The sequence below is a fragment of the Bacillus sp. FSL K6-0268 genome, from assembly GCF_038005425.1.
Classification (GTDB): Bacteria; Bacillota; Bacilli; order Bacillales; family Bacillaceae_G; genus Bacillus_A; species Bacillus_A thuringiensis_S.
Genome location: NZ_JBBOTF010000001.1, coordinates 4,963,854 through 4,983,680, shown reverse-complemented (window position 1 = coordinate 4,983,680; position 19,827 = coordinate 4,963,854). Strand labels below are relative to the sequence as shown.

Genomic DNA, 19,827 nt, shown 5'->3' with positions numbered 1-19,827 from the left:
CCACACTTTCACCCCCGTCTTGCTCGTTTTTTCACATATACATAAAAATGAGTAATTTTTGCCTCATCACATCTTCTTAATTTCAATAAAATTCTAACAAAAATAAATACTTTTATCAAACCGACTTTTTCAACAAAACTACCTATAAAACTACACCTTTACACCATTAGGAAACAAAAAATATAATTTTTTAACATTTTCTTCACTATTTCTGCACAAATTCTCCATACAAAAAAAGAACCCGCCGCAGCGAGTTCTTTTTTTGTTATTCTAATCAAACTTGTACAGGAGCTGGCTTTGCATAACGTAAAACTGGTTTACGTGCAGCCATCGTTTCGTCTAAACGTTTAATGACTGTCGTATGCGGTGCTTCTTGTACAACTTCTGGATTTTCTTCTACTTCTTTAGCGATTTGAATCATCTTATCAATGAAACCATCTAATGTTTCTTTTGATTCTGTTTCTGTCGGCTCAATCATAATACATTCTTCCACATTTAATGGGAAGTAAATTGTTGGTGGATGGTAACCGAAATCAAGCAGACGTTTTGCAATATCTAATGTACGTACGCCAAGTTTCTTTTGACGACGACCTGATAATACAAATTCATGCTTACAATGTCTATCGAATGGAAGATCGTAGAATGGCGCTAATCTTCTCATCATATAGTTCGCATTTAATACAGCATACTCAGTTACTGCACGCAAGCCATCTGGACCCATAGAGCGAATATACGTGTATGCACGAACGTTAATTCCGAAGTTACCATAGAATGGTTTCACACGACCAATTGCTTCTGGACGGTCGTAGTTGAAGTGATAACCATTTTCCGTTTTTTCTAAAATCGGTTTTGGTAAGTACGGAATTAAATCAGCTTTCACACCTACTGGACCAGAACCTGGGCCACCACCGCCGTGAGGACCTGTAAATGTTTTATGAAGGTTTAAATGCACAACGTCAAACCCCATATCTCCTGGGCGTGCTTGGCTTAATACCGCATTTAAGTTTGCACCATCATAGTATAACTTACCGCCTGCATTATGGACGATTTCTGCCATTTCTAAAATATTTTCTTCGAATAGACCTAATGTATTAGGATTTGTTAACATAAGTGCTGCTGTTTCTTCATTGACAACACGTTTTAAGTCTTCTAAATCAACAAGGCCATTTTCATTTGATTTTACTGTAATTGTTTCAAAACCAGCTACAGTTGCAGATGCTGGATTCGTTCCGTGAGCAGAGTCAGGCACAATTACTTTCGTACGGTTAAAGTCACCATTTGCTTCATGGTATGCACGAATTAACATTAAACCTGTCCATTCTCCGTGTGCACCAGCTGCTGGTTGTAAAGTAACAGTATCCATACCTGTAATTTCGATTAAATGCTCTTGTAAGTCGTACATTAATTCCATTGCACCTTGTACTGTCTTTTCATCTTGCAGTGGATGAATATTTGCAAATCCTGCGAAACGAGCTACACTCTCATTAATTTTCGGATTATATTTCATCGTACAAGATCCAAGTGGATAGAATCCAGAATCAACACCGTGGTTACGGTTTGAAAGTGCTGTATAGTGGCGCATAATATCAAGTTCAGATACTTCTGGTAGCTCTGCATCTTCTACTCGAATATAATCGCTCTCAAACACATCTTCTAGTTTCACTTCTTCTACATCTAATTTGGGTAAGCTATATCCTACGCGTCCTTCTTTAGTCACTTCAAAGATAAGTGCTTGGTCTTGGTTCTTCATTGGATAGCCCCCATTTCGTTTACAAGTGTGTCAATTTCCTCTTTCGTACGAAGCTCAGTTACCGCTACAAGCATATGGTTTTCATGCTCTTTATAATCACGGCCTAGATCGTAACCGCCGATAATATTCTTTTGTAATAATGCATCGTTTACTTCTTTCACTGGACGTTTGCAATCTACAACAAACTCATTGAAGAATGGTCCAGCAAATGTTACAGTAAAGCCTTTCGCTTCAAATTGACGTTTTGCATATTGTGCTTTAGAAATGTTTTGACGTGCCATTTCTTTCACACCTTGTTTGCCAAGTGCCGTCATTGCAACAGAAGCTGCTAATGCATTTAACGCTTGGTTTGAACAAATGTTAGATGTCGCTTTATCACGGCGAATATGCTGTTCACGTGCTTGTAACGTTAATACAAATCCACGTTTACCATCTGAATCTACAGTTTGTCCAACAAGACGTCCTGGAATTTTACGCATAAATGCTTTCGTTGTTGCAAAGTAACCACAATGCGGTCCACCAAACTGCGTTGGGATACCAAATGGTTGTGCATCACCGATTACAATATCAGCACCAAATTTCCCTGGTGGTGTTAATGCGCCTAATGATAATGGATTTGAAGAAACGATAAATAATGATTTTTGTTGATGAACGATTTTTTCAATATCAGCTAATTTTTCAACTTGTCCAAAGAAGTTTGGATATTGAACGATTACACAAGCAACTGTATCATCTACTTCACTTTGTAATACGTCTAAATCTGTTACACCATCTTTATGATTAATTTCAACAACTTCAAGATTTTGACCTTTTGCATACGTTTCAAGTACTGCTCTTGATTCTGGATGAACCGCGCTAGATACAAGAATTTTCTTTTTGCGAGTATGGCCAGCTGCTAACATTGCCGCTTCAGCTAAAGCTGTACCTCCGTCATACATAGAAGAGTTTGCTACATCCATTCCTGTTAATTCACAAATCATTGTTTGGAATTCAAAGATTGCTTGTAATTCCCCTTGTGAAATTTCCGGTTGGTATGGTGTGTAAGCTGTATAAAATTCTGAGCGAGAAATAACATGATCTACAATTACTGGAGCATAATGATCGTATACGCCTGCTCCTAAGAAAGAAGCGTATTCTTTTAAGTTAGCATTTTTACTAGCCATTTGAGATAGCTCTTTTAAAAGCTCTGGCTCTGATTTTGCTTCTTTAATTTTTAAATCCCCTTTAAAACGAACACTCTCTGGAATATCAGAGAATAATTCATCGATCGTTTGAACGCCGATCGTTTGTAACATTTCTTTTTTGTCTTCTTCTGTCATTGGAAGATAACGATGCAACATGAAATCTACCCCTCTCCCCGTTACTTTGAACGTTTGTAAAATGGTGTTGGAACAACTACTGCTTTGACGCGTTTATTACGAATTTCAATTTCTACTTCTGTATCAACTGCTGCGTATTTTACATCAATTAGTGCTAAACCAATGCTTTTCTTTAACGTTGGAGATTGTGTACCACTCGTTACTTCCCCAATTTTTTCTTCACCAATAAATACAGGGTAATGCGTACGAGGAATTCCACGTTCGATTACTTCGATGCCGACTAATTTACGAGGCGCACCGTTTTCTTTTTGCTCTTTTAACGTTGCTTTTCCAAAGAAGTCTGCTTCTTTATTTGTTTTTACCGCAAAGCCAATTCCAGCCTCAATCGGTGTAATATCTTTTGATAATTCTTGTCCATAAAGTGGTAATGTTGCTTCGAATCGAAGTGTATCACGAGCACCTAAACCACATGCTTTTAAGCCCTCTTCTGCTCCAACTTCAAGAAGTTTCTCCCAAAGTTTTGCAGCATCTTCACTCTTACAGTAAATTTCGAATCCATCTTCACCTGTGTAACCTGTACGAGATACAAGTGCTGGAATTCCATCTACAAGAATATTGTTTTTAAATTTAAAGAACTTAATTTCTTTCAAATCTTCTGACACAACTTTTTGTAAAATGCCTTCTGCTTTTGGTCCTTGAATTGCAAGCTGTGCAACTTCACTAGAAACATTGACTACTGTCGCATCGCCAATTACATGACTTGCTAACCATTCGTAATCTTTCTCGATATTTGATGCATTGATTACTAATAAATAGTCTTCTTCACCACGTTTGTAGATTAATAAATCATCTACTGTACCACCATTTTCGTAGCACATAGCTGTATATTGTGCGCCCCCTACCTTTAAGGTAGATACGTCATTTGTAACAACACGTTGTAAAAATGCTAAACTATCTACACCTTTTACTTCAACTTCTCCCATATGAGACACGTCGAACAAACCTGCAGCTGTACGTACAGCTTCGTGTTCTTCTTTAATGCTTGAAAATTGAACTGGTAATTCCCAACCACCGAAGTCGATTGTTTTCCCACCATACTTCGCGTATACATCAAATAACGGTGTACGTTGTAATGTAATCATGCTCTCTCCCCCTTATGCTTTGACAAATCAATAAAAGTTGCTTCCTTTTTCTAAACATTTTCATTCTGAAAAGATAGGATATACGGAATCTCATTATATTTTTTTATGAAAGCGTAAATAAAAAATCACTTTCTTGGATAAAATACGAAAGATTCCACACATTTCACACCATTATCCTAACATCATTCGCTATATTTCATCAATATTCTAGCATAAAAAATAATTTAGAATTTTTTATGTTAAAACACAATAAATACAGCTTTTGAGATTTAATACTTTATTATTGTCTATCATATAGCCTTTAATAACGATAATTATGCCTTCTTTTGAGGCAAATCATCATACATTAAAAAATAATTACTTTAGTTTATAAAAGGTGGGAGAGTCGTAATGAATGTCGATATTTCCGTAGATCGGACGTGGCAAAACAATTTTTTAAATAGAATTGATGAAGATGGTCCTTGGACAAACTGGGATTTATATCACTTAGCTTATGAAACAGAAAAATCGTTACTTGTTCCTACTTTTGATGGACTACAAGCACCGAAACATTTATCCCATTTCACGCCGCTTCCGCATCAATTAGAAGTCGCTCAAAATGTGATTGAACAAATGAATGGTAAAGCGATTCTAGCAGATGAAGTAGGTCTTGGAAAAACAATCGAAGCTGGACTTATTTTGAAAGAATACATGGTCCGCGGGCTTGTGAAAAAGGTACTTATACTTGTCCCAGCCTCTCTCGTATCACAATGGGCATACGAGCTGAATACAAAGTTTTTCATTCCCGCTGTAGCACAAAAGAAAAGCTACTCGTGGGAACAAGCTGACGTAATCGTATCATCAATTGATACTGCGAAACGTTCACCACATCGCGATATCGTGTTGAACTTAGAATATGACCTTATTATTATCGATGAAGCACATAAACTGAAAAATAATAAAACAAAAAACTATGAATTTGCACAACGATTAAAAAAGAAGTTTTGTTTATTACTAACCGCTACTCCTGTTCAAAATAAGATTGATGAAATTTTTAACCTTGTTTCTTTATTAAAGCCAGGACATTTAGGCAATCAATCCAACTTTGAAGAATATTACGCTTCCAAAAATCGCTCAGCCGAATCAGATGAAGACTTAAAAGCTCTCATTAACAAAGTAATGGTGCGAAATAGACGACATAATACCGGTATCGATTGGCCGAAGAGACATGTACGTACAATTTTTGTTGAGTTTAATGAACAAGAACAAGCTCTATATAATGATATCGAAAATTGGCGAGGACAAGACGCCTTCACATCTGCTTTCTCATCGTTAACTTTAAAACGGGAAGCGTGTAGTAGTCGTGAGGCTGTTTACTATTCATTGAAAAAGCATGTAGAAAAAAGACAGAAAGAAAATGAACATTATATAAAAGATCCACATATCGATGTGCTAATGGACAAAATTAATCATATTCCTTTCAACTCGAAAGCAACTAAAGCTCTAGAGCTTATAAAAGAAATTGACGATAAAGTCGTCATTTTCACGGAATACCGAGCATCACAGATGTACTTACAATGGTTTTTACAACAACACGGTATTTCTTCTGTCCCATTCCGCGGCGGATTTAAACGCGGGAAGAAAGATTGGATGAAAGAACTTTTCCAAAATCGTGCCCAAGTGTTAATTGCAACGGAAGCTGGCGGAGAAGGCATTAACTTACAGTTTTGTAGCCATATGATCAATTATGATTTGCCATGGAATCCAATGCGTCTTGAGCAAAGAATCGGACGTATTCACCGTCTCGGTCAAAAGAATGATGTTCATATTTATAACTTAGCTACAAAGCATACTGTTGAAGAACATATTTTGAAACTGTTATATGAAAAAATCAACTTATTCGAGCGTGTTATCGGTGAACTCGATGAAATTTTAACGAGAATTAATATGAAAAACATCGACGCGCACATTCAAGAAATTTTCGCGCAATCAAAAAGCGAAGGTGAAATTAGAATTAAGATGGAAAACTTAACATCTATTATCGACTTTGCGAAACGAAATGAAGCTGAGGTGCAAGGCTATGCAGCAACATGAAATTCATAATTACTTATACAATTTCTTTGAGGCGAATAACTGTGAAATTTTAGAACGTTCTCCTCATTTATTAGATGTACAGTTAACAATTGAGATGGATAAATTATTAATGAATCGCCCTTTTTATTGGCACTATCTTGAGAAAACAGGAGGCGTACCGAATCCGATGCGCCTTACTCTTATTACAAATCCAGAAAATGAAGAAAATGATGGTGAGCTTATTCACTACGGTTCACCACGTCTACATCAAATTTTCCAAACGACAAAAGAATTAGGCTCTTACATACGTTTATATGAGGATGTAAGACATAATGGGGCAACACATACACCGCTCCACCCTTGGCTCGGTATTAATATAAAAGTTTCCTATCAATGTGATCGAAAAAAAGACATCCTTCACTCGATTGGCATTCATCTCATTTCTGGGACAATGATGGCAAACTTTCATGAAACATTAACAAACATTAAACTTACACCAAAAATACCTGATTTTTGTTTTACGCTCTCGCCCATCATTAAACCTCAAAGTGGTTTACAACGCATAGAAGACGCTTTAAAAAATATAATTGCAGAAGATGACCATACGTGGGCAAAAGAAGCAAGAGTGCGTTGGAATCATGATCTAGACCTTTTAAACCGTTTTTATGAAGAAAGTGACGAACTTCCTGAGAGCTATGAAATTGAAAAACAAGCTCTGCAAGAACAGTATGAACCACGTATTACAGTGCAAATTATTAACGGTGGCCTTTTTTATGTTACCGCGAATCATTTTCTATCTTGAAGAAGCTCCTTCTGCTTTAGAAGGAGCCTCTTTTGAGCTATTTTCTACCCTACTCGCTATCGCCACTACGCTCTTGCTGTTTTTTCTGTGCCATACGTTTCTGCTGTGCACGATCCTTTGCGCTCACATGATTTGCATCAGTTGGAAGATTTTCTTTCGAACGTCCAATTCCATTGCTCATCTTTCCCACTCCTTTTTGCGTTTTTCAAAATACATGTTTATTTTCAGCTAGAGTTTCAATCCTTATACAAAAAAATAAGAGCAGCCATTGGCTACTCTTACTCGCTCACATATTTTTGAAACATATCATGGATGCCTTTATTTACTAGGTTCGAGATCTGCTCGTCAGATTTATTCGGATAACGATCACGCAATCTGATAGATGCCTTCACCATTAAATTTTCTAATACAGAACGGCCACCTTCTCCATAAATAATTTCAGCATATTTAACAAGCCTTCCATCCTCTACTGTTGCTGGATTATGATTGAAGAAAAATTTACTCATTGTCTCCACCTCTCTCTTTTGATAACGTTTACATTTATATAGATTATTTATGTTATTTATTTCACAATATTGTATGCATGTATATTTAATTAGTTTCATTATAAAGCAACATATCGATAGTAAATATGTGATTTTCCGTCCATTTTGTGAACAAACTAAAAATGAAAGCGTTTCCTTTATTATATACTAAAAAAACTTACTACGCTAGGGGCAATTTTTTTCAATCTACTAATCCCTCAAAAATTGATATATTTTTTCTTTTCCCATTAAACCTTATACAATTTTCAGAAATTATATTATAAAATATATGTATGACTTAAGGAGGCTTTGTATGAATCAAAATAAAAAAGCTATATTAGATCTTGTCTTTTATCTCGTAATCCCATTCCTCATTTGGAAATTTGCAAAACCTTATATCGATCCTTATTACGCGATGTTACTTTCCTCTGTTCCGGGGATTATTTATACACTGTATACCTTTAAAAAAGAAAAACAGTTTAACGTGACAGGATTCTTTATTTTAATTACACTCATTTCTAATACAACGGTAGATCTATTATCTGGGTCAGCTGAACGAATGTTATGGAACGATGCGTATTATCACATCGTACTCGGTATTATCGTCATATGTACAATTTTCATAAAAAAACCACTCATGTTATATTTCGCTGCGGATATTGCAGCGCTGCAAGGCCATGATCGCGATAAAAGTCGTGAGCTTTATCGTGATAGTCGTATATATCCAGCACTGCAATATTTAACGTTATTTTTCGGGCTACAATTTATATTAAAAAGCTTTTTAAAAATTTATTTCATCTCTGTTTTTGGTGTAGATGGCTATGGTGAAATGAGAGCGATTATGACCGCTGTAGGCTGGGGCATTTCTATTTGTATCGGAATAGGATTTGTATGGGTGAACAATAAAATACATGCCGTTACGGAAGAACAAGAATCCGTGCAGTAAATAAAAATCCCCTAGTGTAATACGACACTAGGGGATTTTTGGTTTGCTAAACATATGACTAAAATTCAACTTGATTTTTTTCTTTTACTTTTTACATTTCGGTAAAACAAAGCAGCACTCAGCGGCATAACACCAAACCACTTATTCATAAATGGCTCTTTTTCAGCACGGCGTTGTTCTTTCTTTTGTTTTCGATCTTCTTTTGGAGCATCCATATACGACACAAACTGCTGCGTCACAAAGCGAACATAATCATTAGTAGACATATTATCATCACCTCTACTTGATTAGTATGTCCACTTTTTTATACATTAATCTTTTCCTTTAATTCATTCATAATTTGCTTTACAGACTTATTTGTCGTATCGATATGAATGTGAGCCTCTTCATAATAAGCTCGGCGTGATTCAAATTTCGTTACGAATGCATCTATATCTTTCTTTTGAAATAGTGGACGTGTCGTATCTTCACGAAGCCTTTCTGCAATTACATGCGGATCACAATATAAATACACGACAGTTCCGTTCTCTTTCATCCACTTGCGATTTTCCGCTCGTTCAATAATTCCCCCACCAGTTGTAATAATGACATTATGGACTGGTAGCGAACGCAACATTTCGCTTTCATATTCCCGAAAAGCCATTTCGCCTTCTTCGGCAAAAATATTTCGAATTGCCTTCTCTTGCTTCTCTTCGATTTTTTGATCAGTATCTACAACATCCATATGAAGTTCTTTACTTAACGCTTTTCCAATTGTTGTTTTCCCTGCTCCCATGTAGCCGGTTATGTATATAGATTTCATTTTCTGTCCTCTCAATCGTCATTTATTAATTGTTATTATAACGAAAGATGCTACTTTGTTTAATAAAAAAACGTTTTGTTCTTATACTATGAAGAACAAAACGTAACACTCGCTTTTACTTATAAGTACCTCTTCTCACCCACTGCGTTGCAATCCATTTCTCGCCTTTCGTTACAGGTGCCCCTCCATGTAACGTAAGCTCATTTAGTGATTGATCTTGATAAAAATACTCAAAGTATACTGCCATTCCCTTTCTAGGATGTACAGAAAGATTTAATTTCGGGAAGTACGTTTCCCCGCCTTCTTCTACATCATTTAAGTACATTACAAGCGTACTAATACGATTGTTAGCAGCTGATCTACTATGTTCCGCAAAATAATCATAGTGTGCTTTATATTGTTGATCCACTTCATAATTTAAAATGTGCAATCCTTCACCATGCGACGCAGGAACATTCATGATAGATGAAATTCGTTTTTCAATCTTTGAAGTAAGTTCATTGTCTTCCAAAAATGCACCGCTACTTGTTCGAATATCATTTACATCACGTGATGAACCAACTTTAGAACGCTTCATTTTATTTTTAGACATTTCAATCAATTTATCACACTCTTCATCACTTAGTACATTTGCTAATACGACAATAAGAGGTTCTTCGAATTTTGAAATAATGTGTATTTCTCTATCTTCTGTCATAATCGTATTTCCTTTATGATCAAAAATAGTTTGTTCCTTATTTTCACCTATTTGATTGTTGTTTGTCTTTTCCCTATTCTCCCTAAAAATAATGATTGGATAGCATGAATATATCACATTCTTTCTACCTTTCTCTTTTTTGAGAAAATTTAAACTTTTAATCATTATATTTATCCATTTCTTCTAAAAAATCAATTCAATTCACAATAGAAATCCCTGGTTTTTCTTCGTATTTTTTACATATTATCCTTCTATCCAATCGACTATTTTTCCATCCTTTTTTCTATACCGAAAGCTCACCGTATAGAAAGCTTCCTGTTTGAGTTTGCACTGCAACGCAACGAAAATTGAATCATTTTCAAAAACATAATTCCCACTCGCTTCTCCCTTTTCATACTGAAAGAAAAATGCACCTTCTTTTTCTTTTTGCTGTAAGTCTTTTTTTATATCTGTAATAGATCGGTTAAGTAGTTCATCCAGTAAAAACTTTTGTTCTATTTCCATATAAAAATTTTTATCTGTAAGCAGCATATTGGTTTCGTATATAAAAAAAGAAGTTAATAAAATAAGAAAGATGATCGTTCCAGGCATTGTAAACCCATTTTGCCCTCTCATACATTCATTTCCATTTCACTATATCGCATAACTACCCCTTCATATATTTTCCCACTAGTATCTTTCACATTTATAATGAGTACATGAGGTGTTAGTTTGTAAGAAACCGTTCCAATATTTTGTAAAACAACTTCTCTCCCACGCCTATTTACCTTTCTTATAAGACGACTATTCTCTTTTTCATATGATACTTCACTCCCATTACGCGATCGGAATCTTAAAATACTTTCTCCATTTTCAAATGCTAGCTGTTCTCCAGATGATACTTCACGAAACTCCAATTGCGTTTGACCTAAAAACACATCCCACTCCCAATCATTTAATCCTTTTGACTGTTTATTTTCCATTTCAATGAAATGTAGGCGGGGAAAGAGCAAAAAAAATATTGATAATAGAAACAGACATACAATCATTTCTATTAATGAAAAACCAAATTCTAATTTACTTTTTCTCCTACATAAAAGCATTGTTCCACCATTCTTTCTTTCACATCTCTCCACATGGTACAAACTTCATTGCCTCCCCAATATGTGTAATACACAATTCCATTCATATTCTTTTCTATTATTCGCTTTTCTTCATTTCCATACATATATATAGCTGCTTCTTTTTTTAATAACCCAGATGCCTTATAACGAATTTGTATATTTTTTCTTTCTTGCATAACTAATACTGTTTGCGGTAGTAGTAACGATACAGCCATCATTAAAACACTTAACGACACAATCATTTCAGCCATTATGGACCCTTTTTGACATTTCACGATACGTAAATCTCCCTCTTCCAAGCTGAAATACAATTTCATATTTATAATTTCGATACGAAATTATAATCGTACCACCTCTATTAATATTTCCACTTGGATTATATGTCATCGGGTTTGGAAACGTATGCAAATCAATTTGTATATCTTCTTCATACTCCCGCTTGACGATATAATACTTTGTACCTAACTCTTTTATAGCATACAAATTTCTATCTTTATACCAACGTAATGTATAGTGCTTTTGACGGTTTATCGCTAATTGCTGCATATACAAAACATCATTTGAAAACTGTCTCAAAAATTGTTCAACTTTTTGTCGCTCGTATAAGGAATGAACACTAAAATACGTAACTATACTCAATACAGAAATAGCAAATAAAACGAGTAACATCTCTAAAAAAGTAAACCCCTGTTGTTTCACAATGTCCTAATTGATACTGTGCCATCATCTGAAATATGAATAGATTCGCCATTCGGACACTTATCAATTGTAATATACTTTTCATCTATCAGTTCTTTTAACGATGGAATTTTATTATGTTGTAATTGATATACTTGTATTTGCGCTTCTATAGATTTCACGTAAGCTGCACACCCTTTTCCTTGGATCGATGAGCGCTGTGTAACTACATTCGGAATAATTAATAGTAATAATATAGTTATGACAACCATTACTAATAGCATCTCTAACAGAGTAAATCCTTCCTCATTCTGCATACAAATGCCTCCTAAATAGAATTCATCATTTGAAACATCGGCATAATCATCGCTAAATACATAAGGACAACGATTCCTCCAATACATGTAAATAAAATAGGCTGAATGATAACTACCATATGTTTAATTTTCCGTTCCATCTTTTCCATAATAAGATCGCTATAGTCACCTAATTCAATCGCTAAATTACCGTTTGCTTGTCCATGCGTAATAACATAAGAAAGTTCTTTCTCGTAATACCCACTTTTAGCAATGATAGATTGTAACTGTTCTCCTCCAATTAATTGTCTTTCAATTCGGCTCGCTTCATATTGAAAGAACGGATGATATCTTTGCTCCATCATTATTGTTAAAGCTTCGCATACTGATAGTCCACCATTTAATAAACCACTCAACTGAGTAGCAAAATAATGTGAATGCTTTAAAATAAGAAATGTTTTGATGAAGGGAATACGATGCATGATTTTTACCTGTCTAATATGTGGAAGTTTCCTAAAATACAACATATATAAACTACATCCAATAATAACAGTTACAATAGCGGTTAAAATAATGTAAGGTAGCATTTTTATTGCACTTAAAATTTGTTCTGTAAGTAGTGGTGTATTAGAACCGAACGAACTATAAACCATTTCAACCTGAGGTAATAAGATGAGGTTGAAAATAAAAAGCATGATTAGTAGAAAAAACACCAAAAACATAGGATACTGCATTATTTTCATCATGTCTCTCCTATACTTATCTTTCTTATAAAGAAGTGCACTTCCTTGTTGCAAAGCGAAAGAAATATCACCATGTTGCTCGGCATAAAATAAATAACTTAACATGTCCTGATGAAACCTTAACTGATGAAAAGAATCGTGTAGACTTTTCCCATCTTTTAATCCCTCAACCATGCGTTGCAATTGTACTTTCTTTTCTACAGGTAATTGAAACTGTAAAAATTCTAATGCTTGTAAAAGAGAGTAGCCTTTTTCTAATAATTCTCCTAAACGTTTCAACAATACTACTTGATTACTTAAACTCCAAGTTTTCTTAAACATAAACATCATCTTCTAAAAACCCTAAAGCATATCCTTTTCGTATTGACGATTCTAAAGTCTCATGTTTGTAAGTAACACATTCTCCATTCGCTTCTTTAAGCGCTTGTTTTAACTCATACCCATATAGCAGCTCATAAATGCTTGCTTGCCTTACTTGCCTCATTGATTTACATAAAGTTGAGCACTTCCCTCTGCAAAACGGACATTTCAATTCGACAAGTCGCTGTGCAGCTACAGCCAATAAAGACTGTTCAATCTCTTGCCTCGTTATACCATAATCCATGAAACGAATGATTGCTCCTTTCGCATCATTCGTATGCAGCGTTGTCATTACTAAATGTCCTGTCAAACTTGCTCTTATAGCTATTTTTGCTGTTTCTTCATCACGGATTTCACCGACTAAAATAATATCTGGATCATGACGTAAAATAGCCTTTAATCCTGTTTCATATGTAAGACCCGCTTTTTCATTTATTTGAATTTGTAATACATCGTCACTTCTTTTTTCAACCGGATCTTCAAGTGTAATGATACGACGTGTTTTCTTTTTTCTAATTACCTCTAATAATGCATACATTGTCGTTGTCTTCCCAGAACCAGTCGGTCCAGTAAACACGAGTAGCCCCTGTGAATAGCGTAAAAACGAGAGTAGTTTTGCTGCCGTACTTGGAAATAACGAAAGATGTGATAAGGGCTGAACAGATGCTTGTAAATGAAGGCGAATAACGAGACTTTCTTGATATACTGTTGGAAGTGTTGAAAGGCGTAAATATACTTCTTGTCCATCAATTTGCAAATACAACGAACCATTCTGTGGCTTCCGTTTCTCTCCTATATCCATAGATGCTAAAAATTTAAAATGTGAGACAAGTTTTTCTCCAAACTCCTTTTCAATACATTGTCTCGTCATTAAATCTTTTCCTATACGTAGTTGCACCGCTACATCCTTCTGCCGGGGCACAATATGTAAATCTGACGCTTGTACCCTACACGCTTCTTTTAAAATTGTATTCGCAAAAATTTCAATCCCATTCATCACTTTTCCCTCCTCACTATGTATATAGCATGAAAACATGCACAATAGAAATTTGGATTTTTGTATTTTCAATAGAGGAAAAAGGAAAAATATGTTTGTGAAATTATGAACAATTTCCGAATTATTGTCTGAAATTACCTATACTCATGTTTATCTGTATTATAATGTTATTATCTTGGATAAAGTGATAAAGGTGGAGATCCTCATGGAACAAGCTTTAAAAATTACAGGTGTTTTAGCTGACCCAACTCGTTATTACATTTATAAATATATTTCGCAAAAACATAGTTACGTAACTGTACAAGAAATTGCAGATGAATTCGATATTCATCCAAACGTAGCACGTTTACATTTATCTAAATTAGAAGATGTTCATATGCTTAAATCGGAAACAAAGAAAACTGGAAAAGGCGGAAGACCAAGCAGATTATATGTCTTATCTGAAGATGTTATTCAATTGCAATTTCCATTCCGTGATTATCAATTGTTAGCAAGAATAGCATTTAATTCTTTACTTAGCCTTGGCGCTGCTGGTGAGAAAGCGCTATACGAAACAGGAAAACAATTCGGGGCCGAATTAATGCAACAACATATGCAACGTTTAAATGTGAGTGAAGGTGCTTTAACAGTAGAACAAAAAGTTCAAATTGCAAAAGAAGCTTTCTCAACAGCCGGCTTATCACCTGCATTTGAATTAAGTGCAGATGGAACAAAAATTTTCTATGATGTACACAATTGTCCATTTAAAGAAGTGGCTGTTCATCATCCAACTGAAATTTGTAACATGCACGGAGATATGATGAAAGGAATTTTTGAAATCCTATTCCCTAACATGGAATTAACTCGAAATGATAGTCTATTAGATGGATGTAAATCTTGTAATTATAAACTAACAATTTAATTTCTCATATAAAAAGAAGCCAATAATAATTGGCTTCTTTTTATATGAATGAATATTTACAATAGTAAGAAAAATAAACTATAATGAAAAGAGGTTTTACTTTTTCTAGAAAAGGAGGGAAATAGCATGGATCGCATGTTTCGCGTTCTCGGCTTTTGGACTGGAATTTTCTCGGTTATGTTTTACGTAGGAGATATGCAACAGGCTGCACTACTATTTTTAGGACAAACAGGTTTCTTCGTACTTTTAAGCTATTTAAAATTAACAGAGCGTATGTATATATACGTATTCGGGGCATATTTAACTGTTTTCTTCATAGGATTTACATACTACACGACATTTTTACTTGTCCCTGGGGCTGGACATTAAAAGATGGCATTTTGCCATCTTTTTTTTAATCCCGGAATTTCCTAGTTGACTTATAGGTTTTATTACCTTATATTCTATATAACAGATTGGAATTAGGGGGAATCAACATGAATACACTGCTTGTCGGAATTAACGTTGCAGTCATGCTCATCTTAGTTGGCGTATTATATTATATGCAACGTAAGCATGTATCTTTTAATAAACGTGTATTTACCGCTTTAGGAGTCGGAATTTTATTCGGTCTTATATTACAATTCATTTATGAGCCAACTTCTAAAGTAATTATTGAATCAAATACTTGGTTTGGCTTAATTGGTAACGGTTATGTGAAATTACTTCAAATGATCGTTATGCCACTTATTTTAGTATCTATTATTTCAGCATTTACAAAATTACAGTTAACGAAAAACCTTGGTAAAATTAGTGGTCTTATTATCGGAATTTTAATTCTTACTACAGGAATCGCTGCAAGTGCAGGATTTGATGTATCTGCAACAGGCTTGCAACAAGGTGATGCAGAATCTGCTCGTCTGAAACTAGTTGAAGAAAGATTTACTTCTATTGAAAAGACAACAATTCCAGATAAATTATTAGAGCTATTGCCTACAAATCCGTTTCTTGATTTAACAGGCGCTCGTCCAACATCAACAATTTCTGTCGTAATATTTGCAGCCTTTATCGGCATTGCCTTTATAGGTGTAAAACGAAAATATCCAGAACAAGCAGAGCTATTTAAGAAAATGCTTGATGCTGTATATGCAATCGTAATGCGTATGGTAACATTAATTTTACGCCTTACTCCATACGGCGTATTAGCTCTTATGGCAAAAACAGTTGCTGGTAGCGATATAAATGCTATTTTAAAGCTTGGTAACTTCGTGTTAGCCTCTTATGTAGCACTTATCGTAATGTTTATCATTCACTTATTATTAATTGCATTGTCTGGTTTAAATCCAATTCAATATTTGAAAAAAGTGTTCCCTGTACTAACTTTTGCATTCACATCTCGCTCTAGTGCTGGTGCGATGCCATTAAATATTGAAGCTCAAAAAGAAAAGCTTGGTATCTCCGAAGGAATTGCAAACTTCGCAGCTTCATTTGGGGTATCTATCGGACAAAACGGTTGCGCAGGTATTTATCCAGCAATGCTTGCAATGATGGTCGCTCCAACTGTAGGAATTGATCCATTACAACCACAATTTATTTTAACTTTAATCGCTGTTGTTGCTATTAGCTCATTCGGTGTTGCCGGAGTTGGTGGCGGTGCAACATTCGCAGCTTTAATCGTACTATCTACAATGAACTTACCAATCGGTATTGTTGCTCTAGTTATCTCAGTTGAGCCATTAATCGATATGGGTCGTACAGCTCTTAACGTAAGTGGTTCTATGACAGCAGGTCTTATTTCAAGTAAATGGCTTGGTGAATTAGATCAAGATACGTACAATCAAGACGATACAAAAACTGGTGAAATTGCTTCATAATGAAAGAAAGACGCTAACATACAATTGTTAGCGTCTTTTTTATTCCGTTCCCTCTTTATAGATCTTATCTTGAGAATTATCACTCCAAGTATTCTTTTAATTGCTCTTTTAACTCTTCCTCAATCTCATAACAAGATTCATCAGCGAGTTCCCCTACTTTCTTACTACCCAAAATGTTTAATTGAATTGGCATTCCTAAAAAGATTCTTTCGCATTTCCAAATTGGTATATTGTAAAATCCAATCATCTCTTTTTCTTCATCTAATATAGCTATAGCAACTGATGAACCATATCCCACCTCAAAAGGATGCTCTTTATCTTTAACAAGTCCCATATCTAATTCCATGTTTTTTTCTATGTATAAATGCGAATACTCTTTATAAAGTTTAAGTGATATCCGTTCTATTTCCTTCTCCATGCATTGAATTTTCTCTTTCAATTCCAGTGTAAAATCTCGTTCTGTATACTTCATCTCCGCCTCCTTACACATAGAAAAAGAGAATATAATAACATATTCTCTTCTCTCAAATATATTTCATTATCTCACAGCCCGTCCTTTTCACAAATAACCATTTTGTTCGCACCATTTATGAAATTGTCCTACGTCCACCCCAACTAACACGATATCCTTTAGCTCTACATCAATGATTTGTTCTCCAATTACAATAGCAAACTGCGATGCTAATTTTGTCTCGTTTTTCTTTACAATTCCAATTCGGTTCCGATGCGGTCCATCTTTTATATATGCTTTTTGTCCTACAATATCAAAGTTCAAGATTTTCACCTCTTTTACTGCGCTCAAATTGGAAATACGATCTCCACCTCGGAAAATTTCCTTTCATTGCACTATTTCTCTATATATATGACGAAACAATAAAAGAGTCCTTCCTTCTTTACAATTATTTTTTCTTTGTTTCATTTTTGTGATTGAAACGTAAAGTTTATAATAAAATACACTTGGAAGCGCTTTCTATGTAATTTTTTGTGTTATAATATAAAAGTAGAACTTCGTAAAGAGGGTTAAAAAAATGAATACAAAAATGATAAAAAAAGTAATTGAAGCATTAAAAGTATATGGCTTTCAGGATGTATCATTCTGTGACAAAACGAGGCAATTTTTATTTCATAACGAAACCGATATTATGAGCGGCTATGCAGAAATAACATATAGTAGTCAATTTGAAAAATTCAACGTACAAATTCATCCAATTGAAACACATCACCAAGCAGAGTTACAAGAGGTTGAAAGACATATACAAGCTTGTATAAGAAAAGTGGAATATTTAAACGCACTTCTTACCGGGCAGACAAAACTAGATGATAAAATTATTATTATGTAAAAAAAGAACGTGATCCAATCACGTTCTTTTTTCATTATATGTTCATCTTTTCCTTTAGTTGTAATCCTGTAACAGATTCTAATACATCCATCGATTCTCCAAATGTCATATCAAAAATTGTATTGTCCTCTATGTACGGAAACTGTCTGAAACGCTTTTCTAACACCTTTACAGCATCTGATGTAAAGTTTGCACTATCAATTCCAAATTCTGTTTCAAGAAGAACGATCCAATCTAACACATGAAAACCTAATCCATTGACGAATGCAATAAGTTTTTCTTCTGGGTTTGAAGATAAGAATACTTGGCGTTCCATCTCACTAAAAAGTTCTTCTCCTAAGATTTCAGCTAACTCATCATCATGTTCACGTTCAACAAGTTCTTCGTAGCCGTAATCATCCACAAGCTCTTCTACTTCTTCACTATCCTGACAAAGCAATTGACTAAGAAGTGCCTCTTTCTTAAATTCACTATTTTGTACGACTTCTAAAAAGCTCGTTTCCCATCCATTTTCTAATTTCATATTATGTACTCCTTTATATACGTTTCTTATCATCACTGTACCCAAAAGATCACTTTTATAACCTTTTAGGTAGTTACATTATTTCACATGATTCATAACATAAGATGCAAACTCAGCTACATCTCCTTCAAAAATATTTATTTCTGGCAAGTGATAGAACGTTGTTTGGAGCGGATTTCCTGCATGATATACATATATCGTTTTCTCTAGCGCAATCGCCATTCCAAACTCTGTATGGCTCCCGTTTCCGCCATCTAATATAAGTAAAAACACATCCGCTTCTTTTACAGCATTTTGTTCTGCCTGACCAATTTCTCTTAATTGTTCTTGATTCGCTACTCTTTCGTTTTTGGCCCAATCATATGTATGGTGCCATCCTGCATGTTTCAGTTCATTTGCTACGGAACGTACAAGATGTTTATTTTGGAAACCTGAGGCGATATAAAAATTCATTTATATACACTCCTTCATTATGTATGGGGAAACTCCTTTTTAGCGTTATTTGTTATAGCTATAATAAAGAACAACTTCAAAAAAAATCCCCATCTTTAAAACTTATTTGCGTTTAAATGATGGGATGCTTCATGGTCTTCTTTTATTTTTTGTTTTTTATAACTTTCATCAGCTAACATTTCTAGTTCAGCTGTTATCTCTGACTTTTCAAGCTCTCTTTCTTGCGAAAATTTCCTTGAAATATAAACAATAACACTACCAACGTACAACACAAAGCATATAATAAGTGCAGTATTTTCATAGAGACTTAGCTCCAACACAGTCACTCCTAATCCATTCGTATTTTCACGCCTCATTAATTGGAATTTCTCTATTAACCCAGTTATTATCCCGCTATTTGAGGGCAGTAAGACTCCCTCCTCAAATTTCAGTAAAAGTAAAGAAGTTAGATGTGGGATGCACCCAACTGATTAAAGTTTCACTTTATTGTAACATAAACATATCAATTCTTGGAATCTTTCACCCTACTAAAAGAGGCATGATTGT

28 protein-coding genes are annotated in these 19,827 nt (G+C 34.7%); 8 read left to right on the top strand and 20 right to left on the bottom strand.

The window, feature by feature from the left end:
* Nucleotides 1-274: 274 nt before the first annotated feature.
* The 3 genes from gcvPB to gcvT are packed head-to-tail and all read right to left on the bottom strand — an operon-like array spanning nucleotide 275 to nucleotide 4,211.
* The gene (gene gcvPB / locus MHI28_RS26035; RefSeq protein ID WP_000795712.1) at nucleotides 275-1,750 is read right to left on the bottom strand and encodes an aminomethyl-transferring glycine dehydrogenase subunit 2; all 1,476 of its coding nucleotides are present in this window, start codon (nucleotides 1,748-1,750) and stop codon (nucleotides 275-277) included.
* Complete coding sequence (gcvPA, locus tag MHI28_RS26030) at nucleotides 1,747-3,090, bottom strand: aminomethyl-transferring glycine dehydrogenase subunit 1 (protein ID WP_000903240.1); 1,344 nt, start codon at nucleotides 3,088-3,090, stop codon at nucleotides 1,747-1,749. Before gcvPA ends, gcvPB begins: the two co-directional genes overlap by 4 nt.
* Nucleotides 3,091-3,110: 20 nt before the next feature.
* Nucleotides 3,111-4,211 (bottom strand): glycine cleavage system aminomethyltransferase GcvT, encoded by a 1,101-nt coding sequence (gcvT, locus tag MHI28_RS26025; protein ID WP_000631776.1) that lies wholly within the window; start codon nucleotides 4,209-4,211, stop codon nucleotides 3,111-3,113.
* 390 nt (nucleotides 4,212-4,601) lie between these two features.
* On the opposite strand from gcvT, the gene MHI28_RS26020 reads away from it, so the two are divergent.
* Nucleotides 4,602-6,284 carry a DEAD/DEAH box helicase gene (locus tag MHI28_RS26020; RefSeq protein WP_001100040.1) on the top strand — a complete coding sequence of 561 codons (1,683 nt, stop codon included), beginning with the start codon at nucleotides 4,602-4,604 and terminating at the stop codon, nucleotides 6,282-6,284.
* Nucleotides 6,271-7,065 (top strand): YqhG family protein, encoded by a 795-nt coding sequence (locus MHI28_RS26015; protein WP_001183963.1) that lies wholly within the window; start codon nucleotides 6,271-6,273, stop codon nucleotides 7,063-7,065. The genes MHI28_RS26020 and MHI28_RS26015 overlap by 14 nt, the downstream gene beginning before the upstream one ends.
* A gap of 49 nt (nucleotides 7,066-7,114) precedes the next feature.
* On the opposite strand, the gene MHI28_RS26010 is transcribed toward MHI28_RS26015, so the two are convergent.
* Together MHI28_RS26010 and MHI28_RS26005 are read right to left on the bottom strand one after the other, a co-directional pair.
* Nucleotides 7,115-7,246 carry a hypothetical protein gene (locus MHI28_RS26010; protein ID WP_000064665.1) on the bottom strand — a complete coding sequence of 44 codons (132 nt, stop codon included), beginning with the start codon at nucleotides 7,244-7,246 and terminating at the stop codon, nucleotides 7,115-7,117.
* A 97-nt stretch (nucleotides 7,247-7,343) separates the two neighbouring features.
* Nucleotides 7,344-7,571 carry a hypothetical protein gene (locus tag MHI28_RS26005; protein WP_000032702.1) on the bottom strand — a complete coding sequence of 76 codons (228 nt, stop codon included), beginning with the start codon at nucleotides 7,569-7,571 and terminating at the stop codon, nucleotides 7,344-7,346.
* A gap of 73 nt (nucleotides 7,572-7,644) precedes the next feature.
* Here MHI28_RS26005 and MHI28_RS26000 point away from each other — a divergent pair, with 73 nt between their 5' ends.
* The gene (locus tag MHI28_RS26000) at nucleotides 7,645-7,761 is read left to right on the top strand and encodes a hypothetical protein (RefSeq protein ID WP_003279814.1); all 117 of its coding nucleotides are present in this window, start codon (nucleotides 7,645-7,647) and stop codon (nucleotides 7,759-7,761) included.
* Nucleotides 7,762-7,902: 141 nt separating this feature from the next.
* Nucleotides 7,903-8,535, top strand: coding sequence for a VC0807 family protein (locus tag MHI28_RS25995; protein WP_001073111.1), 633 nt, complete (start codon nucleotides 7,903-7,905; stop codon nucleotides 8,533-8,535).
* Between the two features lie 65 nt (nucleotides 8,536-8,600).
* Here MHI28_RS25995 and MHI28_RS25990 read toward each other — a convergent pair whose 3' ends face one another.
* The 10 genes from MHI28_RS25990 to comGA form a co-directional block, all read right to left on the bottom strand.
* On the bottom strand, nucleotides 8,601-8,801 hold the full coding sequence (locus tag MHI28_RS25990; protein WP_000106083.1) for a YqzE family protein: 201 nt from the start codon (nucleotides 8,799-8,801) through the stop codon (nucleotides 8,601-8,603).
* A gap of 38 nt (nucleotides 8,802-8,839) precedes the next feature.
* Nucleotides 8,840-9,337 (bottom strand): shikimate kinase AroK, encoded by a 498-nt coding sequence (gene aroK / locus MHI28_RS25985; protein ID WP_000836635.1) that lies wholly within the window; start codon nucleotides 9,335-9,337, stop codon nucleotides 8,840-8,842.
* A 115-nt stretch (nucleotides 9,338-9,452) separates the two neighbouring features.
* On the bottom strand, nucleotides 9,453-10,199 hold the full coding sequence (locus MHI28_RS25980; protein ID WP_340828332.1) for a 2OG-Fe(II) oxygenase: 747 nt from the start codon (nucleotides 10,197-10,199) through the stop codon (nucleotides 9,453-9,455).
* 78 nt (nucleotides 10,200-10,277) lie between these two features.
* Nucleotides 10,278-10,649, bottom strand: coding sequence for a competence type IV pilus minor pilin ComGG (gene comGG, locus MHI28_RS25975; protein ID WP_001214886.1), 372 nt, complete (start codon nucleotides 10,647-10,649; stop codon nucleotides 10,278-10,280).
* Nucleotides 10,646-11,116 (bottom strand): competence type IV pilus minor pilin ComGF, encoded by a 471-nt coding sequence (gene comGF, locus MHI28_RS25970; RefSeq protein ID WP_000923110.1) that lies wholly within the window; start codon nucleotides 11,114-11,116, stop codon nucleotides 10,646-10,648. The genes comGG and comGF overlap by 4 nt, the downstream gene beginning before the upstream one ends.
* Nucleotides 11,086-11,388: a hypothetical protein gene (locus MHI28_RS25965; RefSeq protein ID WP_000829465.1), complete on the bottom strand. Its 303-nt coding sequence runs from the start codon at nucleotides 11,386-11,388 to the stop codon at nucleotides 11,086-11,088. The genes comGF and MHI28_RS25965 overlap by 31 nt, the downstream gene beginning before the upstream one ends.
* A complete protein-coding gene (gene comGD / locus MHI28_RS25960) occupies nucleotides 11,381-11,836 on the bottom strand; it encodes a competence type IV pilus minor pilin ComGD (protein ID WP_002082168.1) in 456 nt (151 codons plus the stop codon). The genes MHI28_RS25965 and comGD overlap by 8 nt, the downstream gene beginning before the upstream one ends.
* On the bottom strand, nucleotides 11,833-12,132 hold the full coding sequence (gene comGC, locus MHI28_RS25955; protein WP_001178680.1) for a competence type IV pilus major pilin ComGC: 300 nt from the start codon (nucleotides 12,130-12,132) through the stop codon (nucleotides 11,833-11,835). Before comGC ends, comGD begins: the two co-directional genes overlap by 4 nt.
* Nucleotides 12,133-12,143: 11 nt before the next feature.
* Entirely contained in the window at nucleotides 12,144-13,181 is a 1,038-nt protein-coding gene (comGB, locus tag MHI28_RS25950; protein WP_003257965.1) for a competence type IV pilus assembly protein ComGB, read from the bottom strand.
* Nucleotides 13,168-14,211 (bottom strand): competence type IV pilus ATPase ComGA, encoded by a 1,044-nt coding sequence (comGA, locus tag MHI28_RS25945; protein ID WP_001013181.1) that lies wholly within the window; start codon nucleotides 14,209-14,211, stop codon nucleotides 13,168-13,170. The genes comGB and comGA overlap by 14 nt, the downstream gene beginning before the upstream one ends.
* Before the next feature lie 205 nt (nucleotides 14,212-14,416).
* Between comGA and MHI28_RS25940 the strand changes: the two genes are divergently transcribed.
* The 3 genes from MHI28_RS25940 (at nucleotide 14,417) to MHI28_RS25930 (ending at nucleotide 16,965) form a co-directional block, all read left to right on the top strand.
* The gene (locus tag MHI28_RS25940) at nucleotides 14,417-15,112 is read left to right on the top strand and encodes a helix-turn-helix transcriptional regulator (RefSeq protein ID WP_000434110.1); all 696 of its coding nucleotides are present in this window, start codon (nucleotides 14,417-14,419) and stop codon (nucleotides 15,110-15,112) included.
* A 126-nt stretch (nucleotides 15,113-15,238) separates the two neighbouring features.
* Complete coding sequence (locus tag MHI28_RS25935; RefSeq protein WP_000375619.1) at nucleotides 15,239-15,481, top strand: DUF2626 domain-containing protein; 243 nt, start codon at nucleotides 15,239-15,241, stop codon at nucleotides 15,479-15,481.
* Nucleotides 15,482-15,588: 107 nt separating this feature from the next.
* The gene (locus tag MHI28_RS25930; protein ID WP_197265999.1) at nucleotides 15,589-16,965 is read left to right on the top strand and encodes an L-cystine transporter; all 1,377 of its coding nucleotides are present in this window, start codon (nucleotides 15,589-15,591) and stop codon (nucleotides 16,963-16,965) included.
* A gap of 79 nt (nucleotides 16,966-17,044) precedes the next feature.
* Here the strand turns inward: MHI28_RS25930 and MHI28_RS25925 are convergent, their stop codons facing one another.
* Together MHI28_RS25925 and MHI28_RS25920 are read right to left on the bottom strand one after the other, a co-directional pair.
* On the bottom strand, nucleotides 17,045-17,437 hold the full coding sequence (locus tag MHI28_RS25925) for a hypothetical protein (RefSeq protein WP_000877907.1): 393 nt from the start codon (nucleotides 17,435-17,437) through the stop codon (nucleotides 17,045-17,047).
* 87 nt (nucleotides 17,438-17,524) lie between these two features.
* The gene (locus tag MHI28_RS25920; RefSeq protein ID WP_001008326.1) at nucleotides 17,525-17,740 is read right to left on the bottom strand and encodes a DUF3912 family protein; all 216 of its coding nucleotides are present in this window, start codon (nucleotides 17,738-17,740) and stop codon (nucleotides 17,525-17,527) included.
* Nucleotides 17,741-17,993: 253 nt separating this feature from the next.
* Between MHI28_RS25920 and MHI28_RS25915 the strand changes: the two genes are divergently transcribed.
* Complete coding sequence (locus MHI28_RS25915; RefSeq protein ID WP_001093240.1) at nucleotides 17,994-18,305, top strand: hypothetical protein; 312 nt, start codon at nucleotides 17,994-17,996, stop codon at nucleotides 18,303-18,305.
* A 34-nt stretch (nucleotides 18,306-18,339) separates the two neighbouring features.
* Here the strand turns inward: MHI28_RS25915 and MHI28_RS25910 are convergent, their stop codons facing one another.
* The 3 genes from MHI28_RS25910 to MHI28_RS25900 form a co-directional block, all read right to left on the bottom strand.
* Nucleotides 18,340-18,828 carry a hypothetical protein gene (locus MHI28_RS25910; RefSeq protein ID WP_000764263.1) on the bottom strand — a complete coding sequence of 163 codons (489 nt, stop codon included), beginning with the start codon at nucleotides 18,826-18,828 and terminating at the stop codon, nucleotides 18,340-18,342.
* 78 nt (nucleotides 18,829-18,906) lie between these two features.
* The gene (locus tag MHI28_RS25905) at nucleotides 18,907-19,281 is read right to left on the bottom strand and encodes a nucleoside 2-deoxyribosyltransferase (RefSeq protein ID WP_001012340.1); all 375 of its coding nucleotides are present in this window, start codon (nucleotides 19,279-19,281) and stop codon (nucleotides 18,907-18,909) included.
* 95 nt (nucleotides 19,282-19,376) lie between these two features.
* Nucleotides 19,377-19,637, bottom strand: a complete 261-nt coding sequence (locus MHI28_RS25900; protein ID WP_001250699.1) for a DUF3966 domain-containing protein — start codon at nucleotides 19,635-19,637, stop codon at nucleotides 19,377-19,379.
* Nucleotides 19,638-19,827: the final 190 nt, after the last annotated feature.